The sequence below is a fragment of the Streptomyces sp. GSL17-111 genome (assembly GCF_037911585.1).
Lineage (GTDB): Bacteria > Actinomycetota > Actinomycetes > Streptomycetales > Streptomycetaceae > Streptomyces.
Genome location: NZ_JBAJNS010000001.1, coordinates 1,432,599 through 1,452,608, shown reverse-complemented (window position 1 = coordinate 1,452,608; position 20,010 = coordinate 1,432,599). Strand labels below are relative to the sequence as shown.

The window sequence follows — 20,010 nt, the reverse complement described above, 5'->3', positions numbered from 1 at the left end:
CCGTCAGAGGGCGCTGTCGAGGGGGCCGGGGCCGGCCGAGGCGTGCGCCTTCTCGGGCTCCGGCTCGGGCGGCGCCGGGGCCTCGCCGCGTTCCAGGACGGCCGTGTTGACCGTGCCGGTCCACCGCTCGTACCAGGCCCCCCGCTCCCTGCGCAGCAGGAAGGCCAGCCCCGGCGCGCCCCACACCAGCAGGGCGAGCAGCACGGCGAGGTGCGGAAGCAGCCGTCCGACGAGGTCCGGAAGGGGGAGGGTGGCGGTGTGGTGGGCCAGGGCGGTCCAGGCCACGGCGAGCGGGCTGTAGAGCAGGCAGGCGCGCGCGGTCAGCCGGAGCGGGCCCGGCCGGGCGCCGTCGTGCCGGGCCAGGCGCAGCAACACGGCCCGCTTGCCCGGCGTCGTGGCGGACACGGCGGGCAGCAGCCAGAACCACAGCAGCCCGAGGGCCGCACCGAGCGGGAGCGCGTACTGGCGGCCGGTGTACCAGGACGTGGTGACGCCGAGCAGCCCGATGGCCAGCGTCCAGACGACGAGCCAGCCGGCCAGGTCGGTGAGCAGCGCGAGCAGCCGCCGCGTCAGCGTGATGCGCGCGGCGTAGCGACGGCGTTCCCGGTCGGGGTCGTTGACGGGCAGCAGGCGCAGGAAGGGGCCCACGGCGAGCCAGCCGACGACGGCGCCGGCCGTGTTGAGGATCAGGTCGTCGACGTTGAACTGCCGGTAGGGGCAGGCGTAGACGAACCACAGGCCGGTGTACTGGGTGGTCTCGAAGAACAGTGAGGTGGCGAAGGCGAGCACCGTCGCCCGCAGGAGCCGCTGCCGCAGGTAGTAGCGCAGGTAGACGCCCAGCGGTAGCAGCAGCACGACGTTGAGCAGGGTCGTCCAGGTCGGGGCGAGCCCCACCAGCTGCCCCGCCGACCAGTCGCCCCCGCTCGCCGAGGCGATCGACGCCTGGAAGGCGAAGGGCTCCAACTGCGGCTCTGCGGCATAGTGCACGGGGGTGCAGTAGGCACGAGTGTCGGCGGGCAGCGGCATCACCGTCTGCAACAGCGCGGCCAGCAGGTAGAAGACGAAGCTGTAGAAGACCAGGACCGGCCAGCCCCCGGCCCGCCCGCGCCTGCGGTACCCGCGGACGGCCGCCGGCACCAGGATCACGGCGGCGACGAGCGGGAACAGGGTGACCGCCGCCTCGACGGGCAACAGGTAGGTGCGGAACACGGCGCGCTTTCTGCAACTGTCGGGCTGAGCACGGGGCACAGCGAAGCAGCCCCCGATTTGGGGAGGCCGCCTCACATCCTGCGCCGCGCACCAGCGTAAAGCCCGCAACGCCCCCTCGCCGCGCAGGCCGTGGCTCGGGCCTCCACTTCCCGGGCCGGGATCAACGGACCCGAATCCGCGGTGGCGTGTCCGGCCGTGGGGTGGCCTGCGAGACACTTCGGCACGTGATCACCCGGGGTTGCCGCGCGTCGCCGGTGGAGCCTCCTGGGCGCCCATCAGTCGAGGAGGCCGTGGAAGTCCTCCCACAAGCGGCGGACGCCCTGGCGGTTCACGGTGAACCAGGCCCAGGTTCCGCGGCGCTCGCGCGCCAACAGGCCGGCCTCGGTGAGGATCTTGAGGTGGTGGCTGACCGTGGGCTGGCGCAGGCCGAGGCACTCGGTCAGGTCACACACGCACGCCTCGCCCTTGGGCGAGCGCTCGATGAGCCGGAGGATCTGCAGCCGGGTGGGGTCTGCGATGGCCTTGAGCTGGCTGGCGAGGTTCTCGGCCTCTGTCCGGTCGATCAGCGGACAGGCGAGGTGAGGGGTGCAGCTGTCAGCGGCCGGCGGGTCCGCCGCCTCCGACGCGCTGAATGCAGTGAGAGCCATCTATGCACCGTACGGCGAGGCGGGACAGGGGTGCCGTGCCCCGGACCTCACTGCGGCGACTGTTCATTCAGCATTCACTTTTCGCCCGGCCGGCGTGCGTTCCGAACCTCGCCACGGGTCATGACGTGGGCGCCGGTCGTGTCGGTCCGGCCCGCGTGGCGCCTCCGTTCTGGGGTCGGCTACGGGGGCGTGGGTCGCACTGCAGGCGGTATCCGATGCCCCGGATGGCGTCGATGGTGCAGCATGTGCCGGATGCGGTGTCCAGCCGATTGCGCAGTCGGCGGACATGGACGGTGAGGCTGTTGCTGTCCAGCGCGTCCACGCCCCAGACGGCCCGCGTGAGTTCACCTCGACTGACGACTCTGTTCACATTCTCCATGAGGTAGCGCAACAGCATGAACTCGCGCACCGGCAGATCGACGGACCGTCCGCGGACGTAGACGTGAAAGCCGGCCGGGTCGAGCTCAAGGTCTCCGGCGACGATGCTGATCTCCGTCTCCTGCCGCTCGGGCCGCACCAGGGGCAGGATCTCCTCGATGCGGTAGGGGCGGGCGACGAAGGCCACGGCTCCGGCGGACAAGGCGGCGGTCGCTTCGTCCACGCCGTCCCTCCCCGCTCCGACGATGACGGGGACCGGATGCAGCCGTCCGATCAGCTCCACCACGGTCTGCGCGCTGACGGTCGGGAGCGGGGCGGCGAGCAGCACGGCGCGCGGCTTGCGGACACCGACCTGCAGGAGCGCTTCCGCTCCGTCCCCGCACACCACGGTGCGCAGTCCGGCCTCGCCGAAGCGTGCCGTAACCGCACGCGCGAGGTCGGCGTCGGGCTCGGCCACCAGCAGGTCCGGGGCGTCGCCGTCGTGGGGGCCGTCGTCGGCGTCGTCGGACGCGGGTGCGGGATTCCGGTTGGCGTGGGGGGTCACTCGTATCTCCTTCAGGAATCCGCGTAAAGGGGTGGGCGACGTCGTTGGCGGGCAGGTCAGCCGAAGCGGCCGGAGATGTAGTCCTCCGTGCGGCGGTCGGCGGGGTTGCCGAAGATGCGGGACGTCTCGTCGTATTCGACCAGGCGGCCATGGCGTACGCCCTGGTCGTCGACGTCGGCGGTGAAGAAGGCGGTGCGGTGCGAGACACGCGCGGCCTGCTGCATGTTGTGCGTGACGACGATGATCGTGAACTCCTGGGAGAGATGGTCCATGAGGTCCTCGATCTTGGCGGTGGCGATCGGGTCGAGCGCTGAGCACGGCTCGTCCATGAGGATGACCTCGGGCTTGACCGCGATGGTGCGGGCGATGCAGAGGCGCTGCTGCTGACCGCCGGAGAGGGCGAGCGCCGAGGACTTGAGCTTGTCCTTGACCTCGTCCCACAGGGCGGCGTGGGTGAGAGTCTCCTCCACGAGGTCGTCGAGGTCGCCCTTGAAGCCGGAGACCCGGGGGCCGTAGGCAATGTTGTCGTAGATGGACTTGGGGAACGGATTGGGCTTCTGGAAGACCATGCCGATGCGGCGCCGGACCTCGATCGGATCGACGTCGGCCGCGTACAGGTCCTCGTCGTGGTAGCGGACCTTGCCGACGACGCGGGCGGTGGGCACGAGGTCGTTCATGCGGTTGAAGCAGCGCAGGACGGTGGACTTGCCGCAACCGGACGGACCGATCATCGCGGTGATCTGACGGTGCCCGATAGCCAGGTTGACGTCCCGGACGGCTTCGAGGGCGCCGTAGAAGACCGACAGACCGGCGACGTCGAAGACGGGGTCGGAAAGGGCGGCGGCGTCGCGGAACGCCACGTCGGGAGTCCTGGTGCCGCCGGTCGGCCTGGCGTCGGTGGGAGGGGTCATGGCGTTCTCCTGCGGGGAGTCGGCGGCGTATACGAGGTCGTGAGTCGTCGGGTTCACGGCGGTCACCAGCTACGGGAGAAGCGGTTGCGGAGCCAGATGGCCACGGAGTTCATCAGCAGCAGGATGGCCAGCAGAATGACGATCGCCGCCGAGGCGAGGGCGGTGAACTCGGCACGGGACTGACTGATCCAGTTGAAGATCTGGATCGGCAGAACCGTGAAGGCGCTCTGGGCGCCGGTCGGGTTGAAGGTGATGAACGTCAGTCCGCCCAGCAGCAGGAGCGGTGCGGCTTCGCCGATGGCACGGGAGAGGGCCAGGATGGAGCCGGTCGCCATACCGGGCACGGAGGCGGGGAGGACTTGGCGCCAGATCGTCTGCCACTGGGTGGCGCCGAGGGCGAGGGACGCCTGACGGATGGAGTTCGGCACGGCGCGGATGGCCTCGCGGGAGGAGATGATCACCACGGGGAGTACCAGGAGCGAGAGGGTGAGGGAGGCGGTCAGCACCGTCTGCCCGAATCCCAGGCCGCGGGAGATGATGCCGAGCCCGAGGATGCCGTAGACGATGGACGGGACGGCTGCCAGGTTCTGGATGTTGATCTCGATGGCCCGGTTCCACCACCGGTCGTGGTCGGCGTACTCCTCCAGGTAGATGGCGGTGAGGACGCCGGTGGGAATGCAGTACAGCGCGGTGAAACCGATGACCCAGACCGTGCCCATGATCGCCGACTGGGCTCCCGCGTTGCCCGGATCGATGATGTCCGGGAAGTTCTCCCACAGCCGGGGGTCCAGTCGCGGCCAGCCCTGGACGACGACGTAGACCAGCAGCGTGGCGAGGAAGACGACACCGACGGCGAGGGACGCCCACAGGCTGAGGTGGAAGAACCGCTCCCGCCACGGCGTGCCGTTGCCCCTCAGCCGCCGCGCCGGCACGGCGTCGGCCTGAACCGTCTCGCGTTCGATGACCTTGGAACTCACTCGTACACCTCCCGGTACTTGCGCACCAGGCGAATGCTGACCAGGTTCATCACCAGGGTCATGACGAAGAGCAGGGAACCCACTGCGAAGATCGTCTGGTAGCCGATGGAGCCGGTGGGCAGGTCGCCGATGCCGGCCGCCGCGATGAAGGCGGTCATGGTCTGCATACCCTCCAGCGGGTCGAAGGACAGATTGGGGCGGCCACCGGCGGCGATCGCGACGATCATGGTTTCGCCGATGGCCCGGGAGATACCGAGCACGACGGCGGCGACGATGCCGGAGAGCGCGGCGGGGAACACGACCCGCGTGGACACCTGCATGCGCGAGGAGCCGAGCGCGAAGGCGCCGTCGCGCAGCGCGCGGGGGACCGAGTTCATGGAATCCTCGGCCAGGGAGGCGATCGTCGGGATGATCATGACGCCCATGACGAAGCCGGCGGTGAGCGCGTTGAAGATCTGTGGGCCGTCCCCCACCGGCCAGATGTCCTGGAGCAACGGCGTGATGAACTTCAGCGCGAAGAAGCCGTAGACGACCGTCGGGATACCGGCCAAAACCTCCAGGACGGGCTTGAAGGTCTTCCGCACCTTGGAACCGGCGTACTCGCTCAGGTAGATCGCCGCCCCCAGGCCCAGCGGGACCGCCACGACGAGCGCGATGAGCGTGACCATCAGCGTGCCGGTCACCAGCGGGACGACGCCGAACGAGGCCGGGCTGAACAGCGGCGCCCACTCGGTGCCGGTGAGGAACCCACCGATATTGACCTCGCCGAAGAATTTCGCCGCCGGTGGGATGAGGGCGATGACGATGCCGACGGTGGTCGCCACCGACACCAGCGCCGCGGCCACCAGGAGGACCTGGACGGCCTTTTCGCCGTAACGCGGCGTGGACCGCCTCAGGGAACCGGGACTCCCCGAAACGGCCTGCCGCCCATTGCTGGGTGAACTCATCAGCTCTGCTGTCCTCGCAGCTTCTCCAGGTCGCCCTCCAGCTCGGCCTGCTGCTCCTCGTTCAGCGGCACGAACAGGGACTTCTCGGCGATCTCGGCGCTGTTGGAGACGTAGTACTCCACGAACGCCTCGCCCTCGGGCTTCTTCAGCGCGTCGGCGTTGGGGTAGATGAACAGCGGCCGGCCCAGCGGCTGGTAACTGCCGTCCTGGACGGTCTTCGTGCTGGGGGCGACGCAACCCTCGCCGCCGTCGATCTCCAGTGCCTTGAGCTTGTCCTTGTTCTCCTCGTAGTAGGACAGGCCGAAGTAGCCCATGCCCCCCTTCGAGCCGGAAACGCCCTGGACGGTGACGTTGTCGTCCTCGCTGGGCGAGTAGTCGGTCCGGGAGGCGCCCTCCTCACCGTTGATCGCGTCGGTGAAGTAGTCGAAGGTGCCCGAGTCGGTTCCCGCGCCGAACAGCTCCAGCGGCACGTCCGGGAACTCGGGGTCCACCTCCTTCCAGCTGCTCACCTTCGAGCCCGGCTCCCAGATCTTGTTGAGCTGCTCGATCGTCAGGCACTCGGCGAAGTCGTTGTCCTTGCTCACCACGACGGACAGGCCGTCGTTGGCGACCGCGAACTCCTCGTAGGCGACGCCGTTCTTCTCGCAGGCCGCCGCCTCATCGTCGGCGATGGGGCGGGAGGCGTTGGAGATGTCGGTCTCACCGTTGCAGAACTTCTCGAAACCGCCGCCGGTGCCGGAGGTGCCCACCGTGACCTTGACGCCACTGTTCGCGGACTGGAACAGCTGGGCGGCAGCGGTGCTGAGCGGTGCCACCGTGCTGGACCCGTCGACCTTGATGGTGCCGGACAACTGGTCGCTGTCGCCGTCGGAGCCGCCGGCGTCGCCGCCGCCACATGCGGTCGCCGCCAGCATCACGGCCGCCGTCAGAGCCAGCGGAGCCTTGGCTCTGCGCAGGGGAGTGGAAATGTTCACGGTAGATCTCGACCCTCGTGTCGGGCCGGGCGGGGATGCCCGGCCGGGGTGCCCGGTGCGCTCGTTGCGCTCCGTTTCGGACACCTGAATCGAAGCTCGTCTATGTGAACAACGCGTGTACGGGTACGCGCCCGAGTATGAACTATCGCTATTCATCTATATAGATGGAACGCGTTGAAAGGTGATGCGCGCTGTGCGGGGGCTGTCTCGCATCGCGTACCCCGCTCCCTCACGGTGCGCGCCGGCTCGCAGGGTTCGCCGTCACGACGTCGAGGGGACCGCACAGGAGGCGGCGAAGGGTGCCGCGAAGGGGTGGTCAGAGCCTGCCCGGCGGGCGAGGAGGTCCTGCGGAACGAAGTCGACGATCACGATGGCTACGACCACCGCCCCCTCGCCGCTGAGACGAGGGGGCGGGGGAGCTCAACGGCGGGGGTTCGCCGACCCATGCTGGGCAAACGGGTCGGGGGCGGGCCCCTGTCGGGACCCGCCCCCGGGTGAGGGTCTTTCGGGTGATCTCAGGCGGTGGCTGCGGCGTGTTCGGCTTCGATGGCCTTCTCCGGTTCGGCGGGTTGGGTGTCGGAGAGGGCGGCGAGGTGGCGTTCGGCGTCGAGGGCGGCGGAGCAGCCGGTGCCGGCGGCGGTGATGGCTTGGCGGTAGGTGTGGTCGACGACGTCGCCGGCGGCGAAGACGCCGGGGATGTTGGTGCGGGTGGAGGGGGCGTCGACCAGGAGGTAGCCCTCGTCGTCGAGGTCGAGGACGTCGGTGAAGAGTTCGGTGCGGGGGTCGTGGCCGATGGCGACGAAGAGGCCGGTGACGGGGAGTTCGGCGGTGTCGCCGTTCTTGGTGGAGCGCAGGGTGAGGCTGGAGAGTTTGCCGTCGGTGGCGTGGATCGTCTGGACCTCGCTGTCCCAGGCGAAGCGGATCTTGGGGTCGGCGAAGGCGCGGTCCTGCATGGCCTTGGAGGCGCGCAGGGTGTCGCGGCGGTGGACGACGGTGACGGTTTTGGCGAAGCGGGAGAGGAAGGTGGCTTCTTCCATGGCGGTGTCGCCGCCGCCGACGACGGCGATGTTCTGGTCGCGGAAGAAGAAGCCGTCGCAGGTGGCGCAGTAGGAGACGCCGCGTCCGGAGAGTTCGTCCTCCTGGGGGAGGCCGAGGCGGCGGTGCTGGGAGCCGGTGGCGATGATGACGGTGCGGGCGCGGTGGACGGTGCCGGCGGAGTCGGTGACGGTCTTGATGTCGGCCTTGAGGTCGACGGCGGTGACGTCGTCGGGGATGAGTTCGGCGCCGAAGCGTTCGGCCTGGGCGCGCATCTGGTCCATGAGTTCGGGGCCCATGATGCCGGTGGCGAAGCCGGGGAAGTTCTCGACCTCGGTGGTGTTCATCAGGGCGCCGCCGGCGGTGACCGAGCCTTCGAAGATCAGGGGCTTCAGGGACGCGCGCGCGGTGTAGAGGGCCGCGGTGTAACCGGCGGGCCCGGAGCCGATGATGATCACATTGCGAACGTCACTCACTTGGTGCCCTCCGGGGCGATCTCGGCGATGAGGCCCTCGATGCGGGCCTTGATCTCGTCGCGGATGGGGCGGACGGCGTCGACGCCCTGTCCGGCCGGGTCGTCGAGCTTCCAGTCCAGGTAGCGCTTGCCGGGGAAGACGGGGCAGGTGTCGCCGCAGCCCATCGTGATGACGACGTCGGACGCCTTGACCGCGTCGACGGTCAGCACCTTCGGCGTCTCGGCGGACATGTCGATGCCGACCTCGCGCATGGCCTCGACGGCGGCGGGGTTGACCTGGTCGGCGGGGGCGGAGCCGGCGGAGCGGACCTCGACGCGGTCGCCGGCCAGGTGGGTGAGCCAGGCGGCGGCCATCTGCGAGCGTCCGGCGTTGTGGACGCACACGAACAGGACGGAGGGCAGTGCGGGCATCGGTGGGTCTCTCTTGTCTCGCGGAACCGGTGGTGGGACCGGGGTGGTATCAGTACCGGGTGATGTGACAGTATCAGTCCATGATGACGTCAGTCGAGACTGACCTGATCCGGGTGATCGCGGACCCGCTCAGGCTCCAGATCGTGACCCTCCTGGCCCGCGAGACGCTGTGCACCTCGCACCTGGTCGAGGAGACCGGCGCACGGCAGACCAACCTCTCCAACCATCTGCGGGTGCTGCGGGAGGCCGGTGTCGTGGAGACCGAACCGTGCGGCCGGTTCACCTACTACAAGCTCCGGCCCGACGTCATCGAGGCCCTGGCCGCCTCGTTCACCGAGCTGGCCGCCACCGCCCGCGCCACCCTGGACACCGCACGAAAGAGGTCCTGCCCGTGACCACCACGGACCCGAAAACGACCGCGCCCCCCGATCCGGAGGGCGCGGCCGTCGTCGGCAAGCTCTCCACCCTGGACCGCTTCCTGGCGGTGTGGATCCTGCTCGCCATGGCCATCGGCCTCGGGCTCGGCCGGGTCGTTCCCGGCATGGGGGACGCGCTGGCCAAGCTGGAGATCGGCGGCATCTCCCTGCCGATCGCGCTCGGTCTGCTGATCATGATGTACCCGGTGCTGGCCAAGGTCCGCTACGACAAGCTGGACGCCGTCACCGGCGACAAGAAGCTCATGGTGTCCTCGCTGGTCATCAACTGGCTGGTCGGCCCCGCCGTGATGTTCGCCCTGGCGTGGATCTTCCTGCCGGACCTGCCCGAGTACCGCACCGGCCTGATCATCGTCGGCCTGGCCCGGTGCATCGCCATGGTCATCATCTGGAACGACCTCGCCTGCGGCGACCGGGAGGCCGCCGCCGTCCTGGTCGCGGTCAACTCCGTCTTCCAGGTCCTGGCCTTCGGCCTGCTCGGCTGGTTCTACCTCGACCTGCTCCCCGGCTGGCTCGGCCTGGGTGACGGTGAGCAGCTGGACATCTCGATGTGGACGATCGCGGTCAACGTGGTCATCTTCCTCGGCGTGCCGCTGCTGGCGGGCTTCCTCACCCGCCGGCTGGGCGAGAAGAGGATGGGGCGCGAGGGCTACGAGAACCGCTTCCTGCCGAAGATCGGCCCCTGGGCGCTGTACGGGCTGCTGTTCACCATCGTCATCCTCTTCGCCCTCCAGGGGGAGACGATCACCAACCAGCCGGGGGACGTCGCCCGCATCGCCCTGCCGCTGCTGGTGTACTTCGCGCTCATGTGGTTCGGCACCTTCGCCCTCGGCAAGGCGATCGGCATCGCCTACGACCGCACGGCGACGCTGGCCTTCACCGCCGCGGGGAACAACTTCGAGCTGGCCATCGCCGTCGCCATCGGCGCCTTCGGCGTCACCTCCGGCGAGGCGCTGTCCGGGGTCGTCGGCCCCCTCATCGAGGTCCCGGTGCTCGTCGCCCTGGTCTACGTCTCCCTCGCCTGGCGCCGCAGGTTCAGCGAACGCAGCCTGGTGACGCCGGTGAAGTGACCTCGTCCGTGGATGTGGGGGTGGGCGGCCGGTCCGGCTCGCCGCCCACCCCCGACCTGCGCCGGGGCCGTCCCCGCACGTCTTGTCGTCCGCCGAGCGTTCCCTTCCATCCGTCGGTCACCCGGTCCCGGGTGACCGGGCGAGCGGAGTCGCTCTGCCGACGGTGTCCAGTTCGTCGGGGACCGGCGTGGGCCGAGTGCCACGGGAGGCCGGTCAGGAAAGCGCGGGGGTCGGCCGCGCCTCCGCCGTCTGACCGAGGTGGACGGTCCTGTCGCACAGCCGCTCGACCTGAGAGGTGTCGTGGGACACGAGCATGACCGTGCGGTGTCCCCGTAGCGCGGCGACCGACTCCTCGACCGTGTCGCGGCTGCGCTCGTCGAGAGCACTCGTCGGCTCGTCGAGGAGCAGCGCGGCCGGGTCGAGGGCCAGTGCCCGTGCCAGGCAGAGCCGCTGGCGTTGGCCCGCGGAGAGCACCTGGGCCGACGCGTCGAGGCGGTCCCGTACCTCCCGCCACAGGCCCGCCTCCCGCAGCGCGAGCTCGGCTCGTTCCCGCAACAGCTGACGTGGCGCCTTCACCACGTGTCGGATGCCGAACAGCGCGTTGTCCAGAATGCTCCCGCCGAAGACGACGGGCGTCTGCGGCACGAGTACGACCTTGGACCTCAACGCGGCTTCGGCCTTGCCGTTCCGCACGGGCACGCCCAGCACGCTCAGCTCACCGGTCCGGACGAGGCCGGTGGGGAGCAGATCGACCAAGGCCCTCAGGACGGTGGACTTCCCCGCGCCGGACGGGCCGCACAGACCTGTGGTCGATCCGTGCGGCAGTTCGAAATCGACCGGGCCGACGAGTGTCTTGCCCCCGATGCCGACCCGCAGATCGTGCGCGGTTATCACGCTGTCCATCGTTCTCCTTCCCGACGGTTGCGCAGTGCGACCGCCGCACTGAGGAGTACCGCCGTGATCATCACCAGGGCGAGTGCGCTCGACCATGCTTGGGTCATGCTCTGGGGGTCTCCGGAATCCTGCGACAAAGTGAAGATGTGGGTCGGGAGGGCCTGGATGGGCGAGTCCACCACTCCGCCCGGGAGGGCCGGAGCTCCGAAGAAGACGGTCGCGGTGAACAGCAGGGGCGCCGTTTCCCCCGCTGCCCGGGCCAGGCCGAGTAGCAGGCCGGTGATGGTGGCGGGCCAGGAATAGGGGATGACGACGGAGCGGATGTACTGGGACCGGGAAAGCCCCAGGGACATCGCACTCTCCGTCAGTTCGTTCGGCATGCCCCTCACCCGGGCCGAGGTGGACAACGCCACCACGGGAACGACGACGGGAACCAGCACCAGCGCGCCCGCCAGCCAGGAGCGCCCCCATCCCAGGGCACTCGAGAGCAGAACGAAACCGGTCAGGCCCAGCAGGATGGTCGGCGTCCCGCCCACGACGACGGTCACCGTCTGGAGCAGGCGGGTGGTGCGGGCCGACGCCCGGACGCCGATCAGGACGCCGGCCCCGAACCCGAGTGGCAGTGCGATCAGCCCGGTGGTCGCCACCAGCAGCACGGTTCCGAGGATCTGGTCGCGGACTCCGCCGTCCGTGGTACCGGACGCCGGGGTGAACCAGAAGGACGGGTCGAAAGCCGCGCTCCCCCTGGCCACCAGGATGATGAGCATTCCGAACAGGAGGAGGGCGGGGAGCACGAGGGCGGTCAGACGCAGTGCGGCGGTGATCCGGTCGCGCTGGACGCGCAGGGACGCAGCGGACCGGGCGGCGGGCAGCCGCCCGCCGTCCCGCCGCCGGCCCCCCACGCGGGTGCTCCACACGGTGGCAGCCGCCACGAGCGACAGGACCAGAACACCGAGGCCGCACAGAGCTGCGAAGTGGGGTCCCGATGTGCCCGCCAACACCGGTTCCGGGCCGGCGAGTTTGGTGGTCAGCGTCTGCCCCGGCCGGACCAGGGTGTCGAGCACACCGCCGATGCCGTCCGGGAGGCGACCGTCCGCACGGCCGACCACCAGGTAGACCGCGATAGCCTCGCCCAGCGCCCGGGCGAGACCGAGAAGGACTGCGGCACGCATGCCGGTGCGGGCCAGCGGGAGGACTGCGGAGCGGATCACTTCACGGCGGGTCAAGCCGAGGGAGTACCCGGCCTCACGGTAGCGATCGGGAACAGCGGTGAGCGCGTCCACGCTCACCGCGACCACGGTGGGCACGATCATGATGGCGAGCACGATCCCTGCGGCCAGCAGGCTGTCGCCACCGGGCACCTGGGCGACCGAGGAGATCAGGGGGCGGATGATCATGATGCCCAGTAGGCCGTACACGATGGAGGGGACGGCTGCGAGCAACTCGACGCACGTGCGCAGCGGCCGGGCCAGGCGTGGTGGCAGGTACTCGGTCAACGCGATGGCGGCGGCCCAGCCCACGGGAACGGCGAGGGCCAGGGCGAGAACACCGACGACCGCGGTTCCGAAGATCATGGACAGCGCGCCGAAGGAGCCGTGGGCGGGGCTCCATCGGGCCGACGTCAGCAGGGCGAGCCAGTCGACGGTGCCGCCTGAGATGCCGCCGAGCAGATAGCCGCCGATGAGTAGCAGCATGGTGACGACCGACGCCGCTCCGGCCAGGGCGAGCGCCCAGACCCAGTGAGGAGGCCGGGGGCGGGGTGGTGTGGTCGGCACGGTCGGGGGCCGCGCCTGGACGGTGGTGGGCATCGGTTACTTCCCGAGCTGGTCGAGCGTCAGGTATCCGTGCCTGGTGAGCAGTTCCTGCCCCGGCCCGGAGAGGACGTAGTCGATGAACTCCTTCGCCTTCCCCTCAGGCCGGCCGTCGGTGACGAGGTACAGGGGGCGAGTCATCGGGTAGTCCCCGGAGGCGATGTTCTCCGGATCAGGGGAGACTCCGTCCAGCGTCACCGCGACCAGGTCGTCATGGCCCTCGACGAACCCGGTGGAGAGCGGAGCGATGCTCCCCGATGTCGACTTCAGCTTGCTCCGCGTTTCCAGATTTCCACCGACGATGGCGAAGTTGTCGGTCTCGGGTGGCGGCGGGGGCGTGGCCTCTCCGTAGAGATAGGAGTCCAGGGCCTCACGTGTACCCCGGCCCGGTTCCTTGTCGTAGACGAAGACGGCGAGGTCAGGCCCACCCAGCTCCGACCAGTTGGTGATCTTTCCCTCGAACAGGTCGCGCACCTGCGTCTTGGTGAGGTTGTCCACGCCGGCGTCGGCCACCTTCCTGGTGATGATCACTCCGACCGCGTCGGTGCCGACCTGCGTCGTGTGGAACGAGGCGCCCGGATGAGCGGAGCGGTCCTCCTCCTGTAACGGCTTCGAGCTCATCGCGATGTCGATCTGGCCGGAACCGAGTTGGGATATGCCGCCTGCGGAACCGCCTTGGGTGGCGACGGTGGCCTCAAGCCCCCGTTCGCGAAGGGCTTCCGCGGCGTCTGCCGCCACGGGCGCCACCGTGGTCGAGCCGCTGATGTTCAGGGCGCTGGTCTGCGTGTCGCTTCCGGCACATGAGGCCAGGAGCGAGCCGAACAGGCACAGAGCGGCCGGGAGGACGCGTCTGCGGAGCCGTCCGACACGGGAGGTTGCGGGACGGCCGTGCGCCGGCTTCACCGGCGCACGGCGGGTGGGGGGTACCAGGTCTGACGCATTGCGAGACATGCACGGTCCTCCTGGGGCAACGGGGGCCAATGCCAGGAGATATTAAACAAACGATGATTGATATGAAAACCCTCGGTGAAGAGATGATCTCGTTCCGTCTCACCTGTGGTGGGGCACTTTCAGGCCACGTGGGACCCGCTGGTCGGGGGCCGGTGCTTCTGCTGAACGTGCGCCTCGGTGTCGTTGGGGCTGTGCGCGGATAGCGCTTCGGGGCAGCGGGCCGTACCGTGCGGTACGGCCCGCTCCGTCAGGCCCGAACGAGCGGCGGGTGCGAGGTCGCACGTCCCACAGGTGGTCTTGCTGTCGTGGTGCGGACAGCCGACGCGTACGGTGCGACCCGGCCGGACATGAGGCAGTACAGAATTCGCCGGGTGTCGGGCCGAGTCGTGCGCTGTGGCGGGGCGGCCGGTTTCCGCCACGTCGCGGCCGACCCGGAGTGGGCGGGGGGGGAGCGGCTCGGATCACCCCCGCTCCCGTGGGGGTGATCCGGGTTCAGCTCTCGACCGCACCGGCGTGACGCCCGAGCTCTGTGCGGGGAGCCCGGTGGCCGAAATCAACTCCGGTCAGAGACCGGATCCACGTTGCCCGGTTGTTCACCCGGCATCCGCCGGTCGTCTCCACGCGGCACGGTGAACCACGGTGGTCCCGTGGGCTCCTCGGTCGGCGGTCACGTGCGGGGCCGACAAGCCGCCGCAGGCCGTCATGCCGAAGACGGGTGCGGGCTCGGGTCGTCCGCTCGACTTCTCATCTCGACGCCGGATCCGCCCCGGCGGCCCGCTTCTCCGCCGCCGTCAGGAACTGCGCGATGAGGGGGTGGACGGAGGTGGGTGTGGAAGTGAGCTCCGGCTGGAAGAGGCAGGCGAGGAAGAAGGGATGCTCCTCCAGCTCCAGCGCCCGCGGGGCGCCGTCGGCATCCCACGCCACGAACTCCATCTCCCCCTCCACCGCGGCTTCCATGAAAGCGCGGTCGAGGGACCACGAGCAGTGGAAGACCTCCTGCACGTCGTCGGCGTGGCCGTAGACCGACGCCAGCCGAGAGTGCTTCTTGACGGTGAGCGGAGCCTTCTCCCCGGTGAACGAGCAGGTGAACGGAATCGCCAGGGCCATATACCGTTCCTGGTCCTCCACCACGCCGACGACTTCCTCGACGCCGTTGACGAGCGCGTTGCCGATCAGAGCGCTGAAGAAGCCGCCGCACGTGCCGAGGAAGGGCACTTCGGCTTCCCGTGCCACTCGAACGGCGTGCTGGACGCCGGCCTCGTTCAGGTACGGCGCGCCGGGTACCACCCATATGCCGTGGAAGCCGTCGAGGTCGGCCTCGCCGGTGATCTTCTCCGTCGGCAGCCACTCGGCAGTGGCTCCCAACTCGCTCAGCAGTGACTCGATCTTGGGGTGAGCGGGCTCCGAGTGGTTGCCCTTGTCGCCTACCAGGGCGAGGCGGAGCTCGGTCATGGCGTCCATGCTTCCTCCTGTAGAACGTTTGTTCGAAAGATGGGTGGCACGGTGGCGCTGCGGCGGTGAGAAGTTGTGGTACTGCGAACTCCGGGCGGGCGGCGGCTTTCGCGGTTGCAGGCCCGGAGTCGCGAGAGTGTCGGATCAGGCGAAGAGCGGGATGATGAAGCCCCCGGCCACGGCCATGACCAGAATGGAGGCGACGAACGCCGCCACGAGCCGAGGCTTGAAGATGGCCGTCAGCATGCTGACCTCGGGGATGCTCGCTCCGGCGCCACCGATGATCAGGGCGAAGACCGCGCCGATCCCCATGCCGGCCTCCGACAGCGCCAGTCCGATCGGCAGGGCGGCTTCCGTGCGGATGTAGAGAGGGATGCCGATCACGGCGGCGACCGGGATGGCCGCGGGGTTGTCCGGCCCGGCGAATCCGGTCAGGAAGGATTCGGGTACGGCCCCGTAGATCAGGGCACCTACGCTCACCCCCACCAGGAGGGGGATGACCAACGGACGGAAGTCCGACCGTGCCGAGCGCCAAGCGCCGGGCATTTCCGCGCGAAGGCCCTGCCAGGGCTCCTCCGCCTTCTCCCCCTCCACACGCACGCGTTTGACGAAGCGCCCGAGCCCCAAGGCGTTCCAGCCCGCCGCGATGAGAAGGCTGCCGACCAGGGCGACGGCCGCGTAGCCCAGCATGACCGGCACGCTGAAGAGCACGGCCACCGCGGTCAGAATGATCGGATTGAGGAGGGGGGAGGCGACGAGGAAGCTCGCGGCCGTGACGAACGGGACTCCGGCTTTGAACATGCCGGCGAGCATGGGAAGCGTGGAGCAGGAACAGAACGGGGTGAGCGCGCCGAGGGCGACCCCCTTGAGGGGGCCGACCACCGACCCCCCTCCCAGCCAGCTTTGAATCCGCTTGGGGCCCACCCGCCGGTTGAACAGGGCCACCAGGAAGGAGATGGCCAGGAAGAGCGCGACCAGCTCGGCCGCGATGATTCCGAAGGTCTGGAAGGTCTCGCCCCAGTTATTCACCCGGCCACTCCCCCTCGCAGCAGGCCGCGGCACCCTCGGGCGTCAGTGCCGCGAGGGAGGCGAGCCACCGCACGGGGGTCCCCAGCTGCTCACAGCAGAGCGTGTACACGTTGGCCCGACCACGTGGGGCGGAGGTGACCAGCTGCTGGTCGCGCAGGGTCGCCAGGTGGTGGCTGACCAAGGTCTGACTCAGGCCCGTCGCCTCCTGCAGTTCCTTGACCGTGCGGGAGTGCTCGGCAAGGAGGAGTGTGATCGTGAGTCGGTTCTCGTCTGCCAGAACCTTCAGCAGGGGAGCGAGCAGGCGTGCCCGGTCCCGATTCGACAACTCCGCCGGTGGCATGAGGCGGACGCCCAGTACTTCATCCATAGCACGATTGATATCAACAGTATTCATTGGTGTCAAGTGCGGCGAGCATGACTGGTGATCACTGGCCCGCCAGAGAAACCGCAACCGTGCCTTTTCGGCCACCCGTCGCGCCGTGACTCATTGCCGGGCGAGAGCATGTCCTGTTGAGGGGTCGGCCCTCCGGGGGTCGGTGATGGGCGCGCTGCCTGCCTGTTCCCCGGAGAGGTGGCCGACTCGATGGTGGCCGGAGGTGGGCCGCGAGGTGTTCGGGGTCGGGTGGGTCGTCCTTGGACCGTGGCTGACGGCAGTCTGTACAGCACCCATTGATCCATGAATGATGGCTGATGCATTGCTGGTGAAGAGGGGTAAGAGATTGAAGGGAGCGGTCGGACGCGGCTGGCTGGGGACGCGTTGGCACCCGTAGCCCTGAGCACGGGGACCTACGCCCGTGGGCCGACCGGTCGGTCACCCCTCGACGGCTGGTTCTCGGGAGCGCCGGACCTCCACCGGGCCTCTGTACGGCGTCTCCTTCAGCACGGACCCGCAGCTGTCACTCGGCCGAATCACGCCCTCGCGCACCACACGAGGTACTGCCCGTCGTCCTGATCCAAGGGGAATCGTGTCCACTTTCGTCAGACACAGGCCGCCAACGCCCGCACCACGAGGGGGTAGCGGCAGCGGAGCGCTCCGCTCAGGCATACGCTTCCACTCCGTCTCCGTCGCCTACGGCGCCACCACGGTCCTGGACTCACTGGATCTGACCGTCCTGCCCGGAGAGGTCATGGCCTTACTCGGGCCTTCCGGGTCGGGCAAGACGACGGCGCTGCGCGCCGTCGCCGGTTTCGCCACCCCGGCCCGGGGGCGGGTGTACATCGGCGGTGAGGACGTCACCGGGCTTCCACCTCATCGTCGGGGCATCGGGATGGTGGTCCAGCAGTACGCGCTTTTCCCGCACATGCGGGTGTCGGACAACGTCGCCTTCGGGCTCAAGGCCCACAAGGTGCCGCGTGCGGAGATCCCCGACCGGGTCCGGGAAGCGCTGCGCATGACCGGCATGGAGGACTACGCGCGTCGCTACCCCAGAGAACTGTCAGGCGGTCAGCAACAGCGTGTTGCCATCGCGCGGGCCCTGGCCATCCGGCCCCGGGTCCTCCTGCTGGACGAACCGCTCTCCGCGCTGGACGCCCAGCTGCGCTCCGGAATGCTCGCGGAACTGGCCCGGCTGCACCGTGAACTCCCCGACGTCTCGATCCTGTACGTGACGCACGACCAGGTCGAGGCACTCACCCTGGCCGATCGCATCGCGGTCATGAGAGACGCGCGCCTGGTCAGTTGCGGAACGCCGCAGGAGCTCTACCGCGAACCGGGCAACGACTTCACCGCCACCTTCCTCGGCGGGGCCAACCTCCTCCCGGTCACGGTGCAGGCGCACGCCCCGGACGGACGGGCCGAGGTCGACCACCGCGGCACCACGCTGCTCGTCACCGCTCCGGACAGCGTCTCTCCCGGAGTCGAACTCCTCGCGTGCGTCCGGCCCCACCACCTGAGCCTCACCGAGCACCCGACGCGGAACTGCTTGCGGGGCAAGGTCGCCGAACTGCAGTGGCGAGGCGCCACTCACCGGCTCTACCTGGACATCGGCCCGGAGCCGCTCGTCGCCGACGTCGCCGAACTGCGTGAACCGCCCCGGGTCGGCGACACCGTCACGGTGAGCTTCGCTCCTCAGGACGCCGTCCTGCTCCCCGCCAAGCCGGGCGACGGCCTGCCGACGAAACCGGCACACCGCGTGGGGCGAGCACGGTGACGACCGCCGAAGCCCCACTCCCGGCTCCCCTCCCCGAAGCCATCCGGCCACCATCGCCCCCGCACACCGCCGGCCGACGCCGCGCCCCACGCTCCGGGCTGTGGCTGTTACCGCCCCTTCTGTGCATCACCTTCGCGCTGCTCTACCCGCTGGCGTTGGTGGTGTGGGAGTCCTTCTCCCCTGAGACGGGCGGGCAGTCCTTGGAGGTCTACCGGTCCACCTTTGACTCCGAGGCCTTCCGCAGCGCCGTGTTCACCACCGTGTACATCGGCCTCGGGGCCACGGCGGGTTGCCTGGTCCTGGGGTTCGGTCTGTCGCTGGTGATCGCTTTCGTTCCCTTCACCGGCTCCCGCCTGATCGGCCGGTTCATCGACATCTTCCTGTCCTTCCCCTCCTTTCTCATCACCCTTGCCCTGGTGTTCGTGTACGGGTCGGCCGGCATGGTCAACGGCATCTGGGCCGATGCCACCGGGGCGCCCGACGGGCCGGTGGACTTCCTGGCCACTCCGTGGGGCGTGCTCCTGGCCCAGATCACCTTCTTCACCCCCTTCGTGATGCGCCCCTTGCTGGCGGCCTTCTCGCAACTCGACACCTCGCAACTTGAGATCGCCGCGTCACTCGGGGCCCGGCCGGGCCGGGTCATTCGGCAGGTGATCCTCCCCGAGGCGCGTCCCGCCCTCGTCGCGGGCGGCTCCCTGGTGCTCGTCATGAGCCTGAACGACTTCGGGATCGTGTTGTTCACCGGCGCCAAGGACGTGGTGACCCTGCCCCTGCTCGTCTACACCAAGGCGATATTCGACTACGACTACCCGGCCGCGTGCGTCGTCGCCGTCGTCAGCGTGGTCCTGTCCGTATCCCTCTACCTTCTCTACCGCGCAGGGGCGATCGGCGCATCAGGAGGTCACCGTGCTGGTGCATAGCCCCCGAGCCCGCAGACTGGTGCACGCCGGGTTCGCCCTCGTCGTTCTTCCCCTCTTCGCGCTACCTTTCGCCGTCATCCTTGCTGCCTCCTTCTCCACCAACTGGAGCGGGGCCCTTCCTTCAGGGCCGACCTTCGAGCAGTACGCCACCGTGACGTCCGGCGACGCGCTCGAAGCCCTGGTCACCTCGCTTCTCACGGCCACGGCCGCTTCGCTGATCGCGCTGGTCACCGGGACCTGGGCGGCCCTCGCCGTCCACAGCATGACCCGGCTACGTCGCCTGGCCGACAGCCTGTTCATGCTGCCCGTGGCCGTCCCCTCCGTCGTCGTCGGCCTGGCCCTGTTGGTGGCCTTCAGCCGGCCCCCCGTCCTTCTCAACGGCACTCCGAGCATCGTCGTCATGGCGCACGCGGTCCTGGTCACCGGGTTCGCCTACCAGTCCGTGGCTGCCGCACTCCTGCGCCTGAACCCCGTGTACGAACAGAGCGCGGCGAGTTTGGGAGCCTCCCCCGGCTACGTGCTGTGGCGTGTGAAGCTGCCGCTTCTGCTTCCTTCGCTGGGTGCGGCCACGGCGCTGTGCTTCGCCCTGTCCATGGGTGAGTTGAGCGCCACGATGATGCTCTATCCGCCCGACTGGCTTCCCCTGCCCGTCGCCATCTACGCGGCGACCAACCGGGGCCTGGTCTTCATCGGGTCGGCTCAAGCGGTCCTGCTGATGACCACCACCCTCGTGGTTCTGCTGTTGCTCAACCGTCTGCGAAACAGAGCCTCCTACCGCTGAGCCGGTTGGT

At 69.2% G+C, this 20,010-nt stretch carries 20 protein-coding genes; 5 read left to right on the top strand and 15 right to left on the bottom strand.

All coding sequences use genetic code 11. The annotated features are described in order from the left end of the window. Positions 1 to 3: 3 nt before the first annotated feature. From V6D49_RS06130 to V6D49_RS06090, 9 genes are all read right to left on the bottom strand, one after another. Positions 4 to 1,209, bottom strand: a complete 1,206-nt coding sequence (locus tag V6D49_RS06130) for a VanZ family protein (protein ID WP_340557790.1) — start codon at positions 1,207 to 1,209, stop codon at positions 4 to 6. A gap of 275 nt (positions 1,210 to 1,484) precedes the next feature. Next, positions 1,485 to 1,856 carry an ArsR/SmtB family transcription factor gene (locus V6D49_RS06125; protein ID WP_340557789.1) on the bottom strand — a complete coding sequence of 124 codons (372 nt, stop codon included), beginning with the start codon at positions 1,854 to 1,856 and terminating at the stop codon, positions 1,485 to 1,487. A 118-nt stretch (positions 1,857 to 1,974) separates the two neighbouring features. Further along, positions 1,975 to 2,778 carry a response regulator transcription factor gene (locus tag V6D49_RS06120; RefSeq protein ID WP_340557788.1) on the bottom strand — a complete coding sequence of 268 codons (804 nt, stop codon included), beginning with the start codon at positions 2,776 to 2,778 and terminating at the stop codon, positions 1,975 to 1,977. Between the two features lie 56 nt (positions 2,779 to 2,834). Next, positions 2,835 to 3,689 (bottom strand): phosphate ABC transporter ATP-binding protein PstB, encoded by an 855-nt coding sequence (gene pstB, locus V6D49_RS06115; RefSeq protein WP_340557787.1) that lies wholly within the window; start codon positions 3,687 to 3,689, stop codon positions 2,835 to 2,837. A gap of 62 nt (positions 3,690 to 3,751) precedes the next feature. Continuing rightward, positions 3,752 to 4,666 (bottom strand): phosphate ABC transporter permease PstA, encoded by a 915-nt coding sequence (pstA, locus tag V6D49_RS06110; RefSeq protein WP_340557786.1) that lies wholly within the window; start codon positions 4,664 to 4,666, stop codon positions 3,752 to 3,754. Then, entirely contained in the window at positions 4,663 to 5,613 is a 951-nt protein-coding gene (pstC, locus tag V6D49_RS06105; RefSeq protein ID WP_340557785.1) for a phosphate ABC transporter permease subunit PstC, read from the bottom strand. The genes pstA and pstC (V6D49_RS06105) overlap by 4 nt, the downstream gene beginning before the upstream one ends. Then, complete coding sequence (locus tag V6D49_RS06100; RefSeq protein ID WP_340557784.1) at positions 5,613 to 6,587, bottom strand: PstS family phosphate ABC transporter substrate-binding protein; 975 nt, start codon at positions 6,585 to 6,587, stop codon at positions 5,613 to 5,615. The genes pstC (V6D49_RS06105) and V6D49_RS06100 overlap by 1 nt, the downstream gene beginning before the upstream one ends. Positions 6,588 to 7,102: 515 nt before the next feature. Beyond that, complete coding sequence (trxB, locus tag V6D49_RS06095; protein ID WP_340557783.1) at positions 7,103 to 8,098, bottom strand: thioredoxin-disulfide reductase; 996 nt, start codon at positions 8,096 to 8,098, stop codon at positions 7,103 to 7,105. Continuing rightward, entirely contained in the window at positions 8,095 to 8,508 is a 414-nt protein-coding gene (locus V6D49_RS06090; protein ID WP_340557782.1) for an arsenate reductase ArsC, read from the bottom strand. The genes trxB and V6D49_RS06090 overlap by 4 nt, the downstream gene beginning before the upstream one ends. Positions 8,509 to 8,588: 80 nt before the next feature. On the opposite strand from V6D49_RS06090, the gene V6D49_RS06085 reads away from it, so the two are divergent. Further along, positions 8,589 to 8,903, top strand: coding sequence for an ArsR/SmtB family transcription factor (locus V6D49_RS06085; protein ID WP_191211741.1), 315 nt, complete (start codon positions 8,589 to 8,591; stop codon positions 8,901 to 8,903). Next, a complete protein-coding gene (gene arsB / locus V6D49_RS06080) occupies positions 8,900 to 10,012 on the top strand; it encodes an ACR3 family arsenite efflux transporter (protein WP_340557781.1) in 1,113 nt (370 codons plus the stop codon). Before V6D49_RS06085 ends, arsB begins: the two co-directional genes overlap by 4 nt. Positions 10,013 to 10,225: 213 nt before the next feature. Here arsB and V6D49_RS06075 read toward each other — a convergent pair whose 3' ends face one another. The 6 genes from V6D49_RS06075 to V6D49_RS06050 all read right to left on the bottom strand — a co-directional run bounded on the left by V6D49_RS06075 (position 10,226) and on the right by V6D49_RS06050 (position 16,516). After that, the gene (locus tag V6D49_RS06075; protein WP_340557780.1) at positions 10,226 to 10,915 is read right to left on the bottom strand and encodes an ATP-binding cassette domain-containing protein; all 690 of its coding nucleotides are present in this window, start codon (positions 10,913 to 10,915) and stop codon (positions 10,226 to 10,228) included. Next, positions 10,903 to 12,714 carry a phosphate ABC transporter permease subunit PstC gene (pstC, locus tag V6D49_RS06070; RefSeq protein ID WP_340557779.1) on the bottom strand — a complete coding sequence of 604 codons (1,812 nt, stop codon included), beginning with the start codon at positions 12,712 to 12,714 and terminating at the stop codon, positions 10,903 to 10,905. The genes V6D49_RS06075 and pstC (V6D49_RS06070) overlap by 13 nt, the downstream gene beginning before the upstream one ends. 3 nt (positions 12,715 to 12,717) lie before the next feature. Next, a complete protein-coding gene (locus tag V6D49_RS06065) occupies positions 12,718 to 13,620 on the bottom strand; it encodes a phosphate ABC transporter substrate-binding protein (RefSeq protein ID WP_445330474.1) in 903 nt (300 codons plus the stop codon). A gap of 792 nt (positions 13,621 to 14,412) precedes the next feature. Beyond that, a complete protein-coding gene (locus V6D49_RS06060) occupies positions 14,413 to 15,129 on the bottom strand; it encodes a glutamine amidotransferase-related protein (protein ID WP_340557778.1) in 717 nt (238 codons plus the stop codon). Positions 15,130 to 15,264: 135 nt separating this feature from the next. Beyond that, the gene (locus V6D49_RS06055; RefSeq protein WP_340557777.1) at positions 15,265 to 16,149 is read right to left on the bottom strand and encodes a permease; all 885 of its coding nucleotides are present in this window, start codon (positions 16,147 to 16,149) and stop codon (positions 15,265 to 15,267) included. After that, complete coding sequence (locus V6D49_RS06050; protein ID WP_340557776.1) at positions 16,142 to 16,516, bottom strand: ArsR/SmtB family transcription factor; 375 nt, start codon at positions 16,514 to 16,516, stop codon at positions 16,142 to 16,144. The genes V6D49_RS06055 and V6D49_RS06050 overlap by 8 nt, the downstream gene beginning before the upstream one ends. A 676-nt stretch (positions 16,517 to 17,192) precedes the next feature. On the opposite strand from V6D49_RS06050, the gene V6D49_RS06045 reads away from it, so the two are divergent. From V6D49_RS06045 to V6D49_RS06035, 3 genes are read left to right on the top strand one after another with little or no spacing between them, the layout of a single operon-like run. Beyond that, positions 17,193 to 18,299, top strand: a complete 1,107-nt coding sequence (locus V6D49_RS06045; protein WP_340563710.1) for an ABC transporter ATP-binding protein — start codon at positions 17,193 to 17,195, stop codon at positions 18,297 to 18,299. After that, a complete protein-coding gene (locus tag V6D49_RS06040) occupies positions 18,296 to 19,219 on the top strand; it encodes a 2-aminoethylphosphonate ABC transporter permease subunit (RefSeq protein WP_445330473.1) in 924 nt (307 codons plus the stop codon). The genes V6D49_RS06045 and V6D49_RS06040 overlap by 4 nt, the downstream gene beginning before the upstream one ends. Then, the gene (locus V6D49_RS06035) at positions 19,206 to 20,000 is read left to right on the top strand and encodes an ABC transporter permease (RefSeq protein ID WP_340557775.1); all 795 of its coding nucleotides are present in this window, start codon (positions 19,206 to 19,208) and stop codon (positions 19,998 to 20,000) included. The genes V6D49_RS06040 and V6D49_RS06035 overlap by 14 nt, the downstream gene beginning before the upstream one ends. Positions 20,001 to 20,010: the final 10 nt, after the last annotated feature.